This window comes from Pseudomonas sp. NPDC089401 (assembly GCF_044749485.1).
Classification (GTDB): domain Bacteria; phylum Pseudomonadota; class Gammaproteobacteria; order Pseudomonadales; family Pseudomonadaceae; genus Aquipseudomonas.
This window is the reverse complement of sequence record NZ_JBIVIA010000013.1, coordinates 108,070-125,730: the sequence shown is the minus strand read 5'-3', so window position 1 is coordinate 125,730 and position 17,661 is coordinate 108,070. Positions and strand designations below refer to the sequence as shown.

The 17,661-nt window shown below is 65.3% G+C and carries 14 protein-coding genes; 7 read left to right on the top strand and 7 right to left on the bottom strand.

Translation table 11 applies throughout. The annotated features are described in order from the left end of the window. Positions 1-16 precede the first annotated feature (16 nt). Both ACIP21_RS24780 and ACIP21_RS24775 read right to left on the bottom strand, forming a co-directional pair. Entirely contained in the window at positions 17-667 is a 651-nt protein-coding gene (locus ACIP21_RS24780) for a DUF998 domain-containing protein (RefSeq protein WP_400693352.1), read from the bottom strand. 128 nt (positions 668-795) lie between these two features. Continuing rightward, positions 796-1,533, bottom strand: a complete 738-nt coding sequence (locus tag ACIP21_RS24775) for a GntR family transcriptional regulator (protein WP_400693349.1) — start codon at positions 1,531-1,533, stop codon at positions 796-798. 117 nt (positions 1,534-1,650) lie between these two features. Between ACIP21_RS24775 and ACIP21_RS24770 the strand changes: the two genes are divergently transcribed. The 3 genes from ACIP21_RS24770 (at position 1,651) to ACIP21_RS24760 (ending at position 5,226) form a co-directional block, all read left to right on the top strand. Then, the gene (locus ACIP21_RS24770; protein ID WP_400693346.1) at positions 1,651-3,006 is read left to right on the top strand and encodes an adenylosuccinate lyase family protein; all 1,356 of its coding nucleotides are present in this window, start codon (positions 1,651-1,653) and stop codon (positions 3,004-3,006) included. Positions 3,007-3,075: 69 nt separating this feature from the next. After that, positions 3,076-4,377 carry a cation:dicarboxylate symporter family transporter gene (locus ACIP21_RS24765; protein WP_400693343.1) on the top strand — a complete coding sequence of 434 codons (1,302 nt, stop codon included), beginning with the start codon at positions 3,076-3,078 and terminating at the stop codon, positions 4,375-4,377. Between the two features lie 99 nt (positions 4,378-4,476). Next, entirely contained in the window at positions 4,477-5,226 is a 750-nt protein-coding gene (locus ACIP21_RS24760) for a FadR/GntR family transcriptional regulator (protein ID WP_400693340.1), read from the top strand. A 169-nt stretch (positions 5,227-5,395) separates the two neighbouring features. Here the strand turns inward: ACIP21_RS24760 and ACIP21_RS24755 are convergent, their stop codons facing one another. The 5 genes from ACIP21_RS24755 to ACIP21_RS24735 form a co-directional block, all read right to left on the bottom strand. Further along, a complete protein-coding gene (locus tag ACIP21_RS24755) occupies positions 5,396-6,976 on the bottom strand; it encodes an aldehyde dehydrogenase (NADP(+)) (RefSeq protein WP_400693337.1) in 1,581 nt (526 codons plus the stop codon). Positions 6,977-7,144: 168 nt separating this feature from the next. Continuing rightward, the gene (gene garD, locus ACIP21_RS24750) at positions 7,145-8,698 is read right to left on the bottom strand and encodes a galactarate dehydratase (protein WP_400693335.1); all 1,554 of its coding nucleotides are present in this window, start codon (positions 8,696-8,698) and stop codon (positions 7,145-7,147) included. A 78-nt stretch (positions 8,699-8,776) separates the two neighbouring features. Next, positions 8,777-10,141 (bottom strand): MFS transporter, encoded by a 1,365-nt coding sequence (locus tag ACIP21_RS24745; RefSeq protein ID WP_400693332.1) that lies wholly within the window; start codon positions 10,139-10,141, stop codon positions 8,777-8,779. Between the two features lie 103 nt (positions 10,142-10,244). Continuing rightward, positions 10,245-11,156 (bottom strand): 5-dehydro-4-deoxyglucarate dehydratase, encoded by a 912-nt coding sequence (gene kdgD / locus ACIP21_RS24740; protein ID WP_400693330.1) that lies wholly within the window; start codon positions 11,154-11,156, stop codon positions 10,245-10,247. A gap of 441 nt (positions 11,157-11,597) precedes the next feature. Next, on the bottom strand, positions 11,598-12,407 hold the full coding sequence (locus ACIP21_RS24735; RefSeq protein WP_400693327.1) for a gamma-glutamyl-gamma-aminobutyrate hydrolase family protein: 810 nt from the start codon (positions 12,405-12,407) through the stop codon (positions 11,598-11,600). Between the two features lie 443 nt (positions 12,408-12,850). Here ACIP21_RS24735 and ACIP21_RS24730 point away from each other — a divergent pair, with 443 nt between their 5' ends. From ACIP21_RS24730 to tpx, 4 genes are all read left to right on the top strand, one after another. Beyond that, positions 12,851-13,876, top strand: a complete 1,026-nt coding sequence (locus ACIP21_RS24730) for an Ldh family oxidoreductase (RefSeq protein ID WP_400693325.1) — start codon at positions 12,851-12,853, stop codon at positions 13,874-13,876. A 169-nt stretch (positions 13,877-14,045) separates the two neighbouring features. Next, on the top strand, positions 14,046-15,242 hold the full coding sequence (locus ACIP21_RS24725; RefSeq protein WP_400693322.1) for an aromatic amino acid transaminase: 1,197 nt from the start codon (positions 14,046-14,048) through the stop codon (positions 15,240-15,242). A 249-nt stretch (positions 15,243-15,491) separates the two neighbouring features. Further along, complete coding sequence (locus ACIP21_RS24720) at positions 15,492-16,772, top strand: serine/threonine transporter (protein ID WP_400693319.1); 1,281 nt, start codon at positions 15,492-15,494, stop codon at positions 16,770-16,772. A 168-nt stretch (positions 16,773-16,940) separates the two neighbouring features. Beyond that, positions 16,941-17,441, top strand: coding sequence for a thiol peroxidase (gene tpx, locus ACIP21_RS24715; protein WP_400693316.1), 501 nt, complete (start codon positions 16,941-16,943; stop codon positions 17,439-17,441). The last annotated feature ends 220 nt before the right edge of the window (positions 17,442-17,661 follow it).

Here is a 17,661-nt window from a genome sequence, read left to right as displayed (position 1 = left end):
GGCCAGTATTCGCTAGTCAGATAGTGGCCATGCGAAAGCGATTTGCCAGCGTCGGATGCAGGCTTTGACACGCCAGGCCGGCGATCCACAGCACCGAGACGCCGTAGTTCAGCCGTTGGTACAGACCGAACAGCTGGCCGCTCTGTGCAGCGTGGGCCATGAGTGCGACGGTGACGATGGCCGCGAGCAGGCAAAGCAGTGAAAACCCGCCGAAGCTCGAGGAGCCTGCGAGGCGTTTGCCAAGCCAGATCCACAACGCACTGGCCAGCGTCAATGAGAGGAACATCACCAGCCCGGACAGGTTATGCAGCTGCTGCGAACTGGACGGTTGTGCGGGTGCGCAGCCCTGGTCGCAGGGAAACAGCCCGGTGCCCAGGCTGCCCAGGCCGTGCAGCAGGATCAGCGCAGCGCTCAGCAAGGCCACCTTCGAGGTGCGCCAGCGCCGCGCCAGGCCCCAGGCGAACAAGGCGAACAGCAGGGCCAGGGGGAAGTTGTTGACCAGAGGCGACCAGTGCTGGGTCGGTGCGTCTTGCGCGCCGAGCTGGCTCATGGCGAGCTGCAGGTGGTCGTAGCCGGGGTAGGCCTGGGCGGTGAGCCAGACACCGAGCAGCAGCCAGATCGGGATGAGCAGGCCACAGGCGAGCAGGGTGCGGTCGAGGCGGTTCATGCCGGGGTTTCCTTCCATGGAAACCCTTACCTTACTTGAGTTCGTGTGGTCTGTCCCAGCCCCATCGCGAGCAAGGCTCGCTCCTACAGCGTCATGCGCACCCCGTAGGAGGTCGCGATGGGGCCGGATCAGACCGGCGCCTTGTCCCGGCGCATCTGCGTCACCAGGGTAAAGCGGTCATCCGGGTGCACGGTTTCGGACACCGCCATCAATTCGCCGCTGTCATCCCGGTAATGACGCAGGATCTTCAACCCCGGCGACCCGGCGTCGGCCTTCAGCACCCGCGCCAGCTCCACCGGCAGCAGCACCGCCCGTACCTGCTGGTCGACCACGGCAATGGCGCGCCCGTAATGCTGCTCGATCAGGCTGGCAATCAACTGGTCCGGGTGCGCCCGGGCCAGCTCGATGACCTCGGCATAGTCGCGCTGGGCATAGACATCGGTCCAGCACAGCGGTGCGGCGTTGTGCTGGCGGTCGACGCGGATGCTCGACACGCAGAAGTAATGCTCGCCCGGCACCAAGCCCAAGCGCGCCGCTTCGCCGAGGTCGGCGACGAAGTGGCGCACGTCCTGGATCTCCCGCTGCTGGGTTTCCGCCAGGTGCGCCAGGTCCGCCACCGTCGCCAGCGATTGCGAGTAGCCGCCCTGCGGGCTGCTGGCCTCGACCCGGGTACCGACCCGCTTGCGGCGTGACACCAGCCCCTGGTTGAGCAACTGGTTGATTGCCGCGCGCACCGTGTGCCGGCTCACGTCGTACAGGTCGCACAGCTCGAACTCGGTGGGCAGCAGGCTGCCCACCGGGTAACGGCCGCTGGCGATGCCTTCCATCAAGTCCTTGGCCACCACGGCGTATCGCGTTTCGTTCATGCCTTCGGTCAGTCCCGTCAAATGCACCGGTTGACAGTGTACCAGTGCTGGGGCAAGAATTATGTACGGACATAATAAATATGTACGCTCAATAACAACATTTCAGGATCCTTGCCCATGTCCACCACCGTTTTCGATTCCACCCTGTTCCGCGACATGTTCGGCACCGCCGAGATGCGCGCGGTGTTCTCCGACCAGGCGCTGATCGAGCGCTACATCGAAGTCGAAGTGGCCCTGGCCAAGGCCGAGGCACGTTGCGGCGTGATCCCGACCGAGGCGGCCGCGCAGATCGCCGAGCTGTCGCGCTACCAAGCGCTGGACCTGGCGCTGATGCAGCACGAGACCGAGATCGTCGGCTACCCGATCCTGCCGCTGGTGGAACAGCTGTCCAAGCTCTGCGGCGAAGCCGGCCGCTACGTGCACTGGGGCGCCACCACCCAGGACATCATGGACACCGCCGTGGTCCTGCAGGTACGTGCCGCGCTGGCCATCGTCGAACGTGACGTACAGGCCGTGCGCGGTCTGCTGGCCGAGCTGGCGCAGCGCTACCGCGACACGCCGATGGCCGGCCGTACCCACCTACAGCACGCGCTGCCGATCACCTTCGGCTACAAGTGCGCGGTCTGGCTGAGCATGTTCGACCGCCACGCCGAGCGCCTGGTCGAGCTGCGCCCACGGGTGGAAGTCGGCCAGTTCGCCGGTGCCGCCGGCACCCTGGCGTCGCTGGGCGACAAGGGCCTGGAGGTGCAGGCCGCGCTGATGGACGAGCTGGGCCTCGGCGTGCCGCAGGCGACCTGGCACGTGGCCCGTGACGGCCTGGCCGAGACCCTGAACTTCCTCGGCCTGGTCACCGCCTCGCTGGGCAAGGTGGCCCTGGACATCATGATGATGATGACCAGCGAGCTGGGCGAAGCCTACGAGCCATTCGTCAAGGGTCGTGGCGCCAGCAGCACCATGCCGCAGAAGCGCAACCCGATCTCCTGCGAGCTGATGTATGCCGCCGCCAAGGGTGTGCGCCAGCAGGCCGGGCTGATGCTCGACGCAATGATCCAGGACTTCGAGCGCTCCACCGGCCCGTGGCAGGCAGAGTGGATCGCCATCCCCGAGGCCTTCGCCCTGACCGCTGCTTCGCTGGGCCAGGCGCGGTTCATGCTGGCCGGGCTGGACGTGCGCACCGAGCGCATGCGCAAGAACCTCGACATGACCCAGGGCCTGATCGTCGCCGAGGCGGTGATGATGGGCCTGGCCCCGGCACTCGGCCGCCAGGTCGCCCATGACGTGGTCTACGCCGCCTGCCGCCTGGCCAATGACCAGGGCATCAGCCTGCTGGACGCGCTGAAGGCCCAAGGCGAAGCCACTGCGCACGTCGACCTGGCCACCCTGGAGCAGCTGTGCGATCCGACCAACTACCTGGGCCTGGCGCCGCAGATGGTCGATCAGGCACTGGCGCGCCCGGGTGCCGTCGCCCGCTGATGTGCCCCGGGGCCCGCACCTGCGGCGGGCCCCGGCCTGTTTTCCTACAAGAACAATGAGAATGCAGCCATGTCTTCCACGTTGAAAAAACCGCTCTACAAAGACCTCACGTTCCAGGTCGTCGCGGCGATGCTGCTGGGCATCGCCTTCGGCTTCATCGCTCCCGAGCTCGCTGCCAGTTTCAAGATCCTCGGGGACATCTTTCTCAAGCTGATCAAGACCGCCGTCGCGCCGCTGGTGTTCTTCACCGTGGTCCACGGCATCGCCTCGGCCGGCGACATCAAGCGGGTCGGCAAGGTCGGCTGGCGCGCGCTGGTGTACTTCGAAGTGCTGTCGACCCTGGCCCTGGCCATCGGCCTGTTGTGGGGCAACCTGATCGGCATCGGTTCCGGCATGCACGGTGCCCACGCTACCAGCGCCGCTTCGGCAGCGGCCACCGCCGCGGTCGCCAAGGGCCATGCGCCGACCTCGACCATGGACTTCATCTACGGCATCTTCCCCGACAACTTCGTTGGCGCCTTCGCCGGTGGCCAGTTGCTGCAGGTGCTGGTGATCGCGGTGCTGTTCGGCTTTGCCTTGCTGGCCTTGAAGCAGGAGCGCCGCGAGGTGATCGAGGACGGCCTGAACCGCGTCTCGGAATGCTTCTTCGAGTTCATCAACCTGATCATGAAGTTCGCCCCGCTTGGCGCCTTCGGCTCGGTGGCCTACGCGGTCGGCAGCAATGGCTCGGCGGTGCTGATGTCGCTGGCCAACCTGGTGCTGATGTTCTACGTGGCGGTGGCGTTCTTCCTGTTCGTGGTGCTGGGCGCGGTGTGCCGCTTGTCCGGGTTCAGCTTCCTGCGCTTTCTGGCCTACATCAAGGACGAGATCTTCATCGTGCTGGGCACTGCCTCTTCGGAAAGCGCCTTGCCGCGCCTGCTGCAAAAACTCGAGCGGTTCGGTTGCTCGAAGCAGAGCGTCGGCTTGGTGCTGCCTACCGGCTATGCCTTCAACCTCGATGGCACGTCGCTGTACATGTCGCTGAGCGTGCTGTTCATCGCCAACGCCTACGGCGTGCCGCTGGGCTGGGAGCAGCAGTTGGGCATCCTGGCGATCATGCTGGTGACCTCGAAAGGGGCGGCGGCGGTGTCCGGCGGCAGCTTCGTGGTATTCGCCGCCACCGTCACCGCCATCGGCGTGCTGCCGGTCGAAGGCCTGGCGCTGCTGTTCGGCGTGTACCGCTTCATGTCCATGGCCATGGCCGCCTGCAACACCATCGGCAACAGCGTGGCGACCGTGGTGGTGGCGAAATGGGCAGGCGAATTCACCGAGCAGAACGCCCGTGACGAGTACGCTCGAGTGCTGGGGCGCGCGCCGACTGCGGCGCTTTGATGGCGTTGATGGCTTTGATGAAAAACAGCGTCGGGTCTATGTGATCGTACAACTGCTTGCGCTATCATGACGGCTGTCTTTCAAGGTGAAATACAGGGCATGACAGAGCAACAGGTACAGGCAAGGACTCGGCGCAAGCCGCGCAGTCTGGCCCAGGAACTGGTCACGGTGCTGACCGAGCGGATTCGCAGCGGCCAGCTCAAGCGCGGCGACAAGCTGCCGACCGAATCGCAGATCATGGCCGAGGAGGGCGTCAGCCGTACCGTGGTGCGCGAGGCGATCTCGCGGCTGCAGGCCGCAGGCCAGGTGGAGACGCGCCACGGTATCGGCACCTTCGTGCTGGACGCACCGGCGACCGGCGGCTTTCGTATCGACCCGGCCACCGTGGTGACCCTGCGCGAGGTGCTGGCCGTGCTGGAACTGCGCATCGCCCTGGAAATCGAATCGGCGGGCCTCGCCGCGCAGCGGCGCAGCGATGAGGAACTGGCCGGCATGCGTGCGGCGCTGGACGAGCTCAACGAAGGCGCGGCGCATGCCCTGGATGCGGTTTCGGCGGACTTCCAGTTCCACCTGCGCATCGCCCAGGCCAGCGGCAACCATTATTTCGCCGACATCATCAACCACCTGGGCACCAGCATCATTCCGCGGACCCGGTTGAACTCGGCGCGGTTGGCCCATGATGACCAGGCTCATTACATGGGCCGGTTGATGCATGAGCACGAAGCCATCTACGAAGCCATTGCCCGGCGCGACAGCGAAGGGGCGAAGATGGCCATGCGCATGCACCTGAGCAACAGCCGCGAGCGGTTGCGCCAGGCCCATGAGGAAGCCGAGGCGCAGGGGGCCTGAGCCTTCTGCTTCCTGTACCGGCCCTTTCGCGGGTGAACCCGCTCCCACAGGGGTATCACAGGTCCTGAGGGCTCAGATATCCCTGTGGGAGCGGGTTTACCCGCGAAGAGGCCGGTACAGGCAGTAAAGAAAAGCCCCGCAAATGCGGGGCTTTCGTGCTTCAGGGAGGTCAGACCGCGCTTTCGCTCCACTGCCCATTGACCAGGCGACGCAGCCCCAGCGGGTTACCGTCACGCAGCGCCTCAGGCAGCAGCGCCTGCGGGTAGTTCTGGTAGCACACCGGGCGCAGGAAGCGGTCGATGGCCAGGGTGCCGACCGAAGTACCGCGGGCGTCGGAGGTGGCCGGGTACGGGCCGCCATGGACCATGGCGTCGCACACTTCCACACCGGTCGGGTAACCGTTGACCAGGATCCGGCCGACTTTCTCTTCCAGCAGCGGCACCAGCCAGGCGAACGCCTCGAAGTCCTCCGCCTCGCCGATCAGCGTAGCGGTCAGCTGGCCGCGCAGGCCGAGCAGGGCAGCACGCAGTTGCTCGTTGTCCTTGGCTTCGACCGCCACGGTGGTCGGGCCGAACACCTCTTCCTGCAGCAGCGGGTCGGAATCCACCAGCAGGCTAGCGTCGGCCTTGAACAGCTGGGCGCGGGCCTGGCTGCCTTCCTGGGCCTGACCGGCCAGGTGCTCGATGCCGGCGTGGGCGTGCAGGTGCTGCAGGCCGCCGACGTAGCTGCGCAGGCCGCCGGCGTTGAGCATGGTCTGCCCGGCCTGTTGGTCCAGGTGCTGGCCGAGGTCGGCGAGCAGCTGGCTGTACTGCGGCGATTGCAGGCCGATCACCAGGCCCGGGTTGGTGCAGAACTGCCCGGCACCCATGCACACCGAGCCGGCCAGCTCGCGGGCGATGGCTTCGCCGCGCTTGGCCAGGGCGCCCGGGAGGACGATCACCGGGTTGATGCTGGACATCTCGGCGAACACCGGGATCGGTTGCGGGCGCTCGGCGGCCATGCGGCACAGGGCGTCGCCACCCTTGAGCGAACCGGTGAAGCCGACGGCCTGGATGGCCGGGTGCTTGACCAGCGGCTCACCGACGCCAGCGCCAAAGACCATGTTGAACACGCCCTTGGGCATGCCGGTGCGTTCGGCGGCGCGCTGGATGGCGCAGCCGACCAGGTCGGCGGTGGCCATGTGGCCGCTGTGCGCCTTGAACACCACCGGGCAGCCGGCGGCGAGGGCCGCAGCGGTGTCGCCACCGGCGGTGGAGAAGGCCAGCGGGAAGTTGCTGGCACCGAACACGGCCACCGGGCCGACACCGATGCGCATCTGGCGCAGGTCCACGCGTGGCAGCGGCTGGCGCTCTGGCAGGGCCAGGTCGATGCGCGCGCCAAGGAAGTCGCCACGGCGCAGCACCTGGGCGAACAGGCGCATCTGGCCGCTGGTACGGCCACGTTCGCCCTGGATGCGGGCGGCGGGCAGGGCGGTTTCACGGCAGACGATGGCGACGAAGGCGTCGTCCAGTTCGTCCAGCTCGGCGGCGATGGCGTCGAGGAACTCGGCGCGGCGTGCCGGTTTGAGGGTGCGGAATTCGACGAAGGCGGCAGCGGCAGCCTTGGCCGCCTGGTCCACTTCGCCTTCGGTGGCCTGGGCGAAGCTGTACGGCAGGGCCTCGCCGGTGGTGGCGTCCAGGCTTTGCAGGCGCTGCGGGCCGGCAGCGCTGCGCTGGCCGGCGATGAAGTTGTGGCCGAGGATCTCAGGCATGGGGTGCTCCTGTAGAAGTAGCGGAAGGAAGAATGCGGTTCAGGTCGGCTCGACGAGCCTCTGTGGGAGCGGGTTTACCCGCGAACACCGGCGAAGCCGGTGCCATGCACCGCGTCGCCTGCTTCGCGGGTGAACCCGCTCCCACAGAAATCAGGCCAGGCCGGCTCATCAGGTGATCGGTGCCGGATTGAACAGGGTGATGTCGTTGTGCAGGCGGTGCTGTTCGGCCCAGGTCTGCTTGCGGCCGCTGGCCACGTCCAGGTAGTAGTGGAACAGCTCCCAGCCTAGTTCCTCGATGCTCGAGCGGCCACTGGCGATGCGCCCGGCGTCGATGTCGATCAGGTCGGGCCAGCGCTGGGCCAGTTCGGTACGGGTGCAGACCTTGACCACCGGCGCCATGGCCAGGCCATAGGGGGTGCCGCGGCCGGTGGTGAACACGTGCAGGTTCATGCCGGCGGCCAGTTGCAAGGTGCCGCAGACGAAGTCGCTGGCCGGGGTGGCGCAGAAGATCAGGCCCTTGCGGTTGACCCGCTCGCCCGGGCCGAGCACGCCCTGGATGGCGCCGCTGCCGGACTTGACGATCGAGCCGAGGGACTTCTCGACGATATTGGACAGGCCGCCTTTCTTGTTGCCCGGCGTGGTGTTGGCGCTGCGGTCGGCGGCGCCTTGCTGCAGGTAGCGGTCGTACCAGTCCATTTCGCGCACCAGGGCGTCGGCGACCTCCTGGTTTTCGGCGCGGGAGGTGAGCATGTAGATGGCATCGCGCACCTCGGTCACTTCCGAGAACAGCACGGTGGCACCGGCGCGCACCAGCAGGTCGGCGGCGTAGCCCAGCGCCGGGTTGGCGGTGATGCCGGAGAAGGCGTCGCTGCCGCCGCACTGCATGCCCAGGATCAGCTCGCTGGCCGGCACGGTCTCGCGGCGGCGTTGGTCGAGCTTTTTCAGGCGGGTTTCGGCCAGGCCCATGATCTGCTCGATCATCTCGGTGAAGCCCAGGCTGGCGTCCTGCAGCCGATACAGCCAAGGCTCGCTGAGGTCCACCGACGGGTCGTTGTCGTGCATCACCTGGCCGGCCTGGAGTTTTTCGCAGCCCAGGCTGATGACCAGGGCCTCGCCGCCCAGGTTGGGGTTGCGCGCCAGGTTGCGCACGGTGCGGATCGGGATGTAGGCGTCGCGGGCGTTGATCGCCACGCCGCAGCCGTAGCTGTGGGTGAGGGCGACCACGTCGTCGACATTGGGGTACTTCGGCAGCAGTTCGGCACGGATGCGCTTGACCGCGTGTTCGAGCACGCCGGTCACGCACTGCACGGTGGTGGTGATGCCGAGGATGTTGCGGGTACCGACGGTGCCGTCGGCGTTGCGGTAGCCTTCGAAGGTGAAGCCGTCCAACGGCGGCAGGGCATCCGGCACGGCGTCGCAGCGTGGCAGGCTGTCCAGTTCCGGTGCGGCCGGCATGGCCAGCTGGCTTTCCTGGACCCAGCTGCCCTGGCGCAGGTCTTCCAGCGCGTAACCGATGATCTGGCCGTAGCGGCGCACCGGCTCGCCCTTGGCGATCAGTACGGTGGCGACCTTGTGGCTCTGCGGTACCCCTTCGACCAGGGTCAGGCCGTCGGCGAAGCGGGCGCCTTCGCCCAGCCCGCCGTCATTGACCACGACCACGACGTTATCGTCTTCGTGCAGGCGCACGTAGCGGGGCGAGTCGGAATGTTCGATCAACTGCATGTTTGGGCCCTACTTGTCAGGTTCTCAGGCTTTTGTACATCCGCCCGCGGCGGCATTGGCCGGCGCGGGCGTGTTCTCTCAGTGACGCGAGCTGGCCAGTTCGCCATTGGCGGCGGGCTCAGCCTGGGGCTTGGGGGCATCGTCGCGCAGTTCGATGCGCTTGATCGGGCCGACGATCACCAGGTAGCTGAACACCGCCACCAGGGCGTTGGCACCCACGTACACCAGCGCCCACTTGAACGAGCCGGTGGCGCTGATGATGTAGCCGATGACGATTGGCGTGGTGATCGAGGCGATGTTGCCGAAGGTGTTGAACAGGCCACCGGACAACCCGGCAATCTGCTTGGGCGAGGTATCGGCCACCACCGCCCAGCCCAGCGCGCCGATGCCTTTGCCGAAGAAGGCCAGGGTCATGAAGCCGACCACCATCCACTCGGCATCCACATAGTTGCAGAACACCATGGTGGTGGAAAGCAGCAGGCCGCAGACGATCGGCAGCTTGCGCGAGAAGGTCAGCGAGTTGCCGCGGCGCAGCAGCCAGTCGGAGATCACCCCGCCCAGCACGCCACCGATGAAGCCGCAGATTGCCGGCAGCGAGGCGATGAAGCCCGCCTTGAGGATGGTCATGCCGCGTTCCTGCACCAGGTACACGGGGAACCAGGTAAGGAAGAAGTAGGTGATGGCGTTGATGCAGTACTGGCCCAGGTACACGCCCAGGAGCATGCGGCTGGTCAGCAGTTGCTTGATGTAGCCCCATTTCGGGCCGTCGTTGCCGCGCTTCTGGTCCATGTCGACCAGGCCGCCGTTCTGCTCGATGTGTTCGAGCTCGCTCTGGCTGATGCGCGGGTGCTGGCGCGGGTTGTAGATGGTTTTCAACCACACCACGGAGAACACGATGCCCAGGGCGCCCATGACCACGAATACATGTTCCCAGCCGAAGGTGAACACGATCCAGCCCATGATCGGCGCAAACAGCGCGGTGGCGAAGTATTGCGCCGAGTTGAAGATCGCCGAGGCGGTACCGCGTTCCTGCGTCGGGAACCAGGCCGCGACGACACGGGCGTTGCCCGGGAACGACGGGGCTTCGGCGAAGCCGACGAGAAAGCGCAGGGTGAACAGGGTAACCACGGCCCAGGCCACCGGCAGGCCGCCGACAAAGCCCTGCAGCAGGGTGAACAACGACCAGGTGAAGATGCTGAAGGCGTAGACGTTTTTCGAGCCGAAACGATCCAGCAGCCAGCCGCCGGGGATCTGCCCGGCCACGTAGGCCCAGCCGAAGGCGGAGAAGATATAACCCAGGGTGACGGCGTCAATGCCGAGGTCTTTCTGCAGGCTGGAGCCTGCGATGGCGATGGTGGCGCGGTCTGCGTAGTTGATCGTGGTCACCAGGAACAGCATGAACAGGATCAGGTAGCGCACATGCGTCTTTTTAGTCGCTTGCATGCTGGTAAATCTCCCACTAGTTATTTTTGTGCGGGCTCACGAGTTGTAGCCGGAGTGGGGCAGGCCCACTCCGGGCGCGGCATTGGCAGGCCGCAGGGTGTACTTATTGCGGGCCCATCTTGTCCATCAGGGCGGCGAGCATCTCGTACTCTTCAGCGGTCAGGTCGGTCAGCGGCGTGCGCACCGGGCCTGCATCGTAACCGGCGATCTTGGCGCCGGCCTTGACGATGCTCACGGCATAACCGGCCTTGCGGTTGCGGATGTCCAGGTACGGCAGGAAGAAATCGTCGATCAGCTTGGCGACGGTTGCGTGATCGTCGCGGGCGATGGCGTGGTAGAAGTCCATCGCGGTCTTCGGGATGAAGTTGAACACCGCCGAGGAGTACACCGGCACACCCAGGGCCTTGTAGGCCGCAGCATACACCTCGGCGGTGGGCAGGCCACCCAGGTAGCTGAAGCGGTCGCCCAGGCGGCGACGGATCGACACCATCAGCTCGATGTCACCCAGGCCATCCTTGTAGCCGATCAGGTTCGGGCAACGTTCGGCCAGTTGTTCCAGGAGGTTGGCGTTGAGGCGGCAGACGTTGCGGTTGTATACCACCACACCGATCTTCACCGATTTGCACACCGCTTCGACGTGGGCGGCGACACCGTCCTGGCTGGCTTCGGTCAAGTAGTGGGGCAGCAGCAGCAGGCCCTTGGCCCCCAGGCGCTCGGCTTCCTGGGCGTACTCGATGGCCTGGCGGGTGGAGCCGCCGACGCCGGCGAGGATCGGTACCGAGGTAGCGCAGGTGTCGACCGCGGTCTTGATCACCTGGCTGTACTCGCTGGCGGCCAGGGAGAAGAACTCACCGGTGCCACCGGCGGCGAACAGCGCGCTGGCGCCGTAAGGGGCCAGCCACTCCAGGCGCTTGATGTAGCCAGCCTGGTTGAAGTCGCCCTGGGCATTGAAGTCGGTGACCGGGAAAGACAGCAGGCCGTGGGAGAGGATGGATTTCAGTTCTTGTGGAGTCATTGTTGTAGGCATCCTGTGGCGCTTGGGTGAAGGGTGTTGTCTTGCGATTGAGGTAAGTTATCGTACAACTTGTACGATGACTAGTCCCCTTTGCAGAAATTTTTGTGAGGGGTGTCCGGCAAGATGGAGGAATGCCTGGGCTGGCCTCTTCGCGGGTAAACCCGCTCCCACAGGTAATGCGCTGCATCTGTGGGAGCGGGTTTACCCGCGAAGAGGCCGGCACTGGCGAACAGAGACTTGAAGGACAACCCGAATCCCGGATTACCCATAATCAGTCATCGTATCTCTGTAGGGGAAAGGAAAAAACGATCGCGGAGACAGGCACAAGCCCGCCGCCCGCTTCCACGGGAAGTGTTCTGGGACCAGCAGAGGGTGACCGGGAAAACGGGGGCGACCTTGCGCCGCCCCGCGATCAAAAGCAACGAAGAGGAAACTGACGGATCAGGCGGCCTGCTGGCGCTTGATCTGGGCTTTGCGCACCTGGGCGCGGCAGGCGTCGCCGAAGGCCTGGAACATCTTGATCGAGTCCGGGTTCTTCGCCGCTTGCCATTCCGGGTGCCACTGCACGGCAAACAGGAACGGCGAGATGCTCGGGGCGTGGATCGCTTCGACCAGGCCGTCTTCGGCGTGGGCGATGGCTTCGATACCCGCACCCAGCTTGCGCAGGCCCTGGCCGTGCAGCGAGTTGACGCGGATTTCGTCGGTACCCAGGGTGTCGCGCAGCCAGCTGCCCGGCTTGATCTTCACGCCATGGACCTGGGCGTACTGCACCTCGACCGGGTCTTCCGGGTTTTCCCGGTGGTCGTTGAAGCCAGGTTCGGCATAGACCTTCTGGTAGATGTCGCCGCCCAGGGCCACGTTGATTTCCTGCATGCCGCGGCAGATGCCGAAGATCGGCAGGCCACGCTTGATCGCCGCCTTGACCAGCGGGATGTCGAACAGGTCGCGGTTCTGGTCCTGGCCTTTGCCGGGGGTCTGGTTTTCCTGGCCATACAGGGCCGGGTCGATGTTGCTGCCGGCGCCGGTCAGGTACACGCCGTCGGCCATGTCCAGATAGGTCTCGAGGTCGTCGATGCCACAGCAGGTGGGCACCAGGACCGGGACGCAATCGGCGAAGTCGACCAGCGGGGTGATGTATTTGTGGGTCATGACCTGATAGTCATGGCCTTTGCGCTCTTGGCTGCCCATGGTCATCAGGACGACGGGTTTGCGCAGGGAAGGTTGCTTGTTGCCAATGTTGCTGTTGGACATATGTCACCTTATGACAGGGCTCTGCCTGTCGTTGTTGTGCAGGCGCACGGCCTTGGCCTTGAAGTGCTGCCTGAAGTCCCGAGCACTGCCGGCTCGTCAATGGTCGATGCCGGTCGGGGCTTATCGATAGCTTGCCAGAGCCGTTCGATATGTCAAACGAGCAAAATGGCGCCCAGGCGCCTGAATACGGGGGCTTAAACCCTTGCGAGCCTCAGCCGGCAAGGGTTTGGCAGGGGGCTTGGTCAATTATATTTAACGATGCAGTCGGCTCATTGCAGCGGTGCAATGAGCCGGCGGCCGCTTCGTCGCTCAACCCGCTCCCGCATGGGTTGAGCGCCATGTAGTCGATGGTTTTTTGAGTTCCAGGGCAACGCGCAGGTACTGTAGTGAACTGAAGTGCCGTTACGCCTGTCGCCATGCCAAATCCAACAAAGGAGCTACAGATGTCCGTACTGTCCACCGATCCGGTCGTGCGCGTGCCTTTCGCCCAGTTGCAGGCCCTGTTGCGCGGGATTCTCCAGCGCCACGGCTGCAGCGAAGCGGTCGCCGAGGTGCTCGCGCACAACTGCGCCAGCGCCCAGCGCGATGGCGCCCACAGTCATGGAGTGTTCCGCATCCCGGGTTACGTCTCGACGCTGGCCAGTGGGTGGGTCGATGGCCAGGCCGTGCCGCAGGTGAGCGATGTCGCCTCGGGCTATGTGCGGGTGGATGCCCAGGGCGGCTTTGCCCAGCCGGCACTGGCAGCGGCGCGGGCACTGCTGGTGGAGAAGGCACGGGCGGCTGGCATCGCTGTGCTGGCGATCCACAACTCGCACCATTTCGCCGCGCTGTGGCCCGATGTCGAGCCGTTTGCCGAGGAAGGGCTGGTGGCGCTGAGCGTGGTCAACAGCATGACCTGCGTGGTGCCCCACGGCGCGCGCAAGCCGCTGTTCGGCACCAACCCGATCGCCTTTGCCGCGCCCTGCGCCGGGCATGAGCCGATCGTCTTCGACATGGCCACCAGCGCCATGGCCCATGGCGACGTGCAGATCGCCGCACGTGCCGGCCAGCCGCTGCCGGAGGGGATGGGGGTGGACGCCGCAGGCCGGCCTACCACTGATCCCAAGGCGATCCTCGAAGGCGGGGCGCTGTTGCCGTTCGGCGGGCACAAGGGTTCGGCGCTGTCGATGATGGTCGAGCTGCTGGCGGCGGCGTTGACCGGTGGGCATTTCTCCTGGGAGTTCGACTGGTCGGGGCACCCCGGGGCGAAGACGCCGTGGACCGGGCAACTGATCATCGTCATCGATCCGGGCAAGGCCGAGGGCGAGCGCTTTGCCCTGCGCAGCCGGGAGCTGGTGGAGCAGATGCAGGCGGCGGGGTTGTCGCGGATGCCAGGGGAGCGGCGCTACCGGGAGCGTGAAGTGGCTGGGCGCGAAGGGGTGGCGGTGACTGGGCAGGAATTGCAAGGCCTGAAAGACTTGCTTGGCTGAGCCGGCCTCTTCGCGGGTGGACCCGCTCCCACAGGGTGACGCGTTTTCCTGTGGGGGCTGTGCAATGTTGCATAGACAACCTTGCACGCAAGTGATGTTCCTCGGGCGCAACTGCGGGTATCCTCGGGTCAGCCTTTCCGAACTGTCCTGATCCAAGGAGCTGCACGCTGTGTTCAAACATGTCGATGCCTATGCCGGCGACCCGATTCTCTCGCTGATGGAAACCTTCAAGGCCGACCCGCGCGCCGCCAAGGTCAACCTGAGTATCGGCCTGTATTACGACGAGGCCGGCGTGGTGCCGCAGCTGGCGTCGGTCGATGCGGTCGAGAAGCGCATGGCGGGCGTAGATCACGAAGCCTCGCTGTACCTGCCGATGGAAGGCCTGGCCAGCTACCGCCAGGCGATCCAGGCGCTGCTGTTCGGTGCCGATCACCCGGCCGTGACCGGCAAGCGCGTGGCCACCGTGCAGACCGTCGGCGGTTCCGGCGCGCTGAAGGTCGGTGCCGACTTCCTCAAGCGCTACTTCCCGCAGTCCGAAGTCTGGGTCAGCAACCCGACCTGGGACAACCACCGCGCGATCTTCGAAGGGGCCGGGTTCAAGGTGCACACCTACCCGTACTTCGACCAGGCCAGCCGTGGCGTCGACTTCGACGGCATGCTCCAGGCCCTGCAGGGCCTGCCGGCCAACAGCATCGTGCTGCTGCACCCGTGCTGCCACAACCCGACCGGTGCCGACCTGGTGCCGGCCCAGTGGCAGCAAGTGGTGGAGGTGGTCAAGGCGCGCCAGCTGATCCCGTTCCTCGACATCGCCTACCAGGGCTTCGCCGAAGGGCTGGTGGAAGATGCCTATGCCATTCGCGAAATGGCCCGTGCCGGTGTGCCGTGCCTGGTCAGCAACTCGTTCTCCAAGATCTTCTCGCTGTACGGCGAGCGGGTAGGGGGCCTGTCGGTGGTCTGTGACGACGAAGCCACCACCCAGAGCGTGCTCGGCCAGCTCAAGGCGACCGTGCGCCGCAACTACTCCAGCCCGCCCAACTTCGGTGCCCAGCTGGTTGCCGGCGTGCTTGGCGATGCCGCCCTGAACGCCCAGTGGGCGGCGGAAGTGGAAGTGATGCGCAAGCGTATCCTCGACATGCGCCAGGCGCTGGTCGATGCCCTGGCGGTACTGCTGCCGGGCCAGGACTTCCAGTTCTTCCTGCGCCAGCGCGGCATGTTCAGCTACACCGGCTTCAGCGTCGAGCAGGTGCGTCGCCTGCGTGACGAGTTCGGCGTGTACCTGATCGACAGTGGCCGGGTGTGCATGTCGGGCCTGCGCCCGGACAACCTCAAGCAGGTGGCCGAGGCGTTTGCCGCCGTTCAGAAGTAACCCGCCGCTCGCGACAAAAAGCCGCCCCCACAGCCCTGTGGGGGCGGCTTTTTGCTATGAATGCCTGGCAAGCGGGCGCCATCGGCACAACCCGCTTGTAAAGACAAGTGCAACCGTCCCTCGGACGGGGCTTCGCAAGTGCAACCTTTCAGTGCACAATCGCGCCCCTCTTTCCCGGTTGAGTTGGGCGAAACGTCTATTTCGCCATTCTCAGCCTGTTGCAGTCTTGCGAGTGGAGCTTCACCCGGAATGAATGAGCAGGCCCCAAGCGTTGAACAACGCTTCGAAGAATCGACCCCCGCCACACTCGGCAGCTGGTCGCGTAACGACACCACCTGGATGCTGGGCCTGTTCGGCACAGCCATCGGCGCAGGGACCCTGTTCCTGCCGATCAACGCCGGCCTTGGCGGTTTCTGGCCATTGCTGATCCTGGCCGTGCTGGCGTTCCCGATGACCTACTTCTCCCACCGGGCGCTGACCCGCTTCGTGTTGTCCGGGCGCAATGGCGGCGACATCACCCAGGTGGTCGAGGAACACTTCGGCATCAAGGCCGGTGCGCTGATCACCGTGCTGTACTTCTTCGCGATCTTCCCGATCCTGCTTATCTATAGCGTGGCCCTGACCAACACCGTCAGCAGCTTCCTGGAGCACCAGCTGCACCTGGCGCCACCGCCCCGGGCACTGCTGTCGTTCTTGCTGATCCTCGGCCTGCTGGCGATCGTGCGCTGCGGCGAACAGGCCACGGTCAAGGTCATGAGCCTGCTGGTCTACCCGTTCATCGTTGCCCTGGCCCTGCTGGGCCTGTACCTGGTCCCGCACTGGACCGGCGGCATTCTCGACAGCGCCTCCCAGGTGCCGGCGGCTCCGGCCTTCCTGCACACCCTGTGGCTGGCCATCCCGGTGATGGTGTTCTCGTTCAACCACTCGCCGATCATCTCGGCCTTCGCCGTCGACCAGAAGCGCAGCTATGGCGAGCACGCCGATCAGCGCAGCGGCCAGATCCTGCGCCGCGCCCACCTGTTGATGGTGGTGATGGTGCTGTTCTTCGTGTTCAGCTGCGTGCTCACCCTGAGCAGTGCCCAGCTGGCCGAAGCCAAGGCGCAGAACCTGTCGATCCTGTCGTACCTGGCCAACCACTTCAGCAACCCGACCATCGCCTTCGCCGCACCGGTGATCGCCTTCGTCGCCATCGCCAAGTCGTTCCTGGGCCATTACATCGGCGCCAGCGAAGGCCTCAAGGGCATCATCGCGAAGACCGGCGCGCGCCCTGGGGCCAAGGCCCTGGATCGCGTGGTGGCTGCGTTGATGCTGGTGGTGTGCTGGATCGTCGCCACCCTCAACCCGAGCATCCTGGGCATGATCGAATCGCTGGGCGGCCCGATTCTCGCCGTGCTGCTGTTCCTGATGCCGATGTACGCCATTCGCCGCGTACCGTCGATGCGCAAGTACAGCGGCGCGCTGTCGAACGTGTTCGTGGTGGTGGTCGGCCTGGTGGCACTGACCTCGGTGGTGTATGGCCTGATCGGCTGATAGGCTGCCCGTTATAAGAAGTGTCCGAGTTGGTTGTGGCCGCTCGGACATTTTTTTGTCCACAGGAATCGTCCGGAAATAAAACAATTTCACGTTTCCTTATAGGCACTTGCGTCGCTTCATGCTTAACTCAGGATCCTTTTCAACCCCCGCATAAGGATTTCCGCCATGGCTCAAGTGACTCTCAAAGGCAACCCGGTACAGGTCAAGGGCGAACTGCCTAAAGCCGGTGCCCAGGCGCCTGCCTTCTCCCTGGTAGCCGGCAACCTGGCCGACACCTCGCTGCAGGACTTCGCCGGCAAGCGCAAGGTGCTGAACATCTTCCCGAGCGTCGACACCCCGACCTGCGCCACCTCCGTGCGCAAGTTCAATGCCCAGGCCAATGATGTGGCCAACACCGTGGTGCTGTGCATCTCGGCCGACCTGCCGTTCGCCCAGGCGCGCTTCTGCGGTGCCGAAGGCCTGGAGAACGTGAAGAACCTGTCGACCCTGCGTGGCGCCGAATTCCTGCAGAACTACGGCGTCGCCATCGCCGACGGCCCTCTGGCCGGCCTGGCCGCCCGTGCTGTGGTGGTGCTGGACGAAAACGACAAGGTGCTGCACAGCGAGCTGGTGGGCGAAATTGCCGACGAGCCGAACTATGACGCAGCCCTGGCGGTGCTGAAGTAAGGGTTGCCTGGGGCAGGGCGGGTAGAGTCAGCCTGCTCCGGCCCTTTCGCGGGTAAACCCGCTCCCACAGGTGCAGCACAGGCCTTGAAAGCTGTGCTGTGCCTGTGGGAGCGGGTTTACCCGCGAAAGGGCAGGCCCAGGTCAAGGAACTCGTCAGCCCGATACCGCTCCAAGCAACACCCTGTAACGGCCCGGAATACGTTCCGGGCCGTTTTCATTT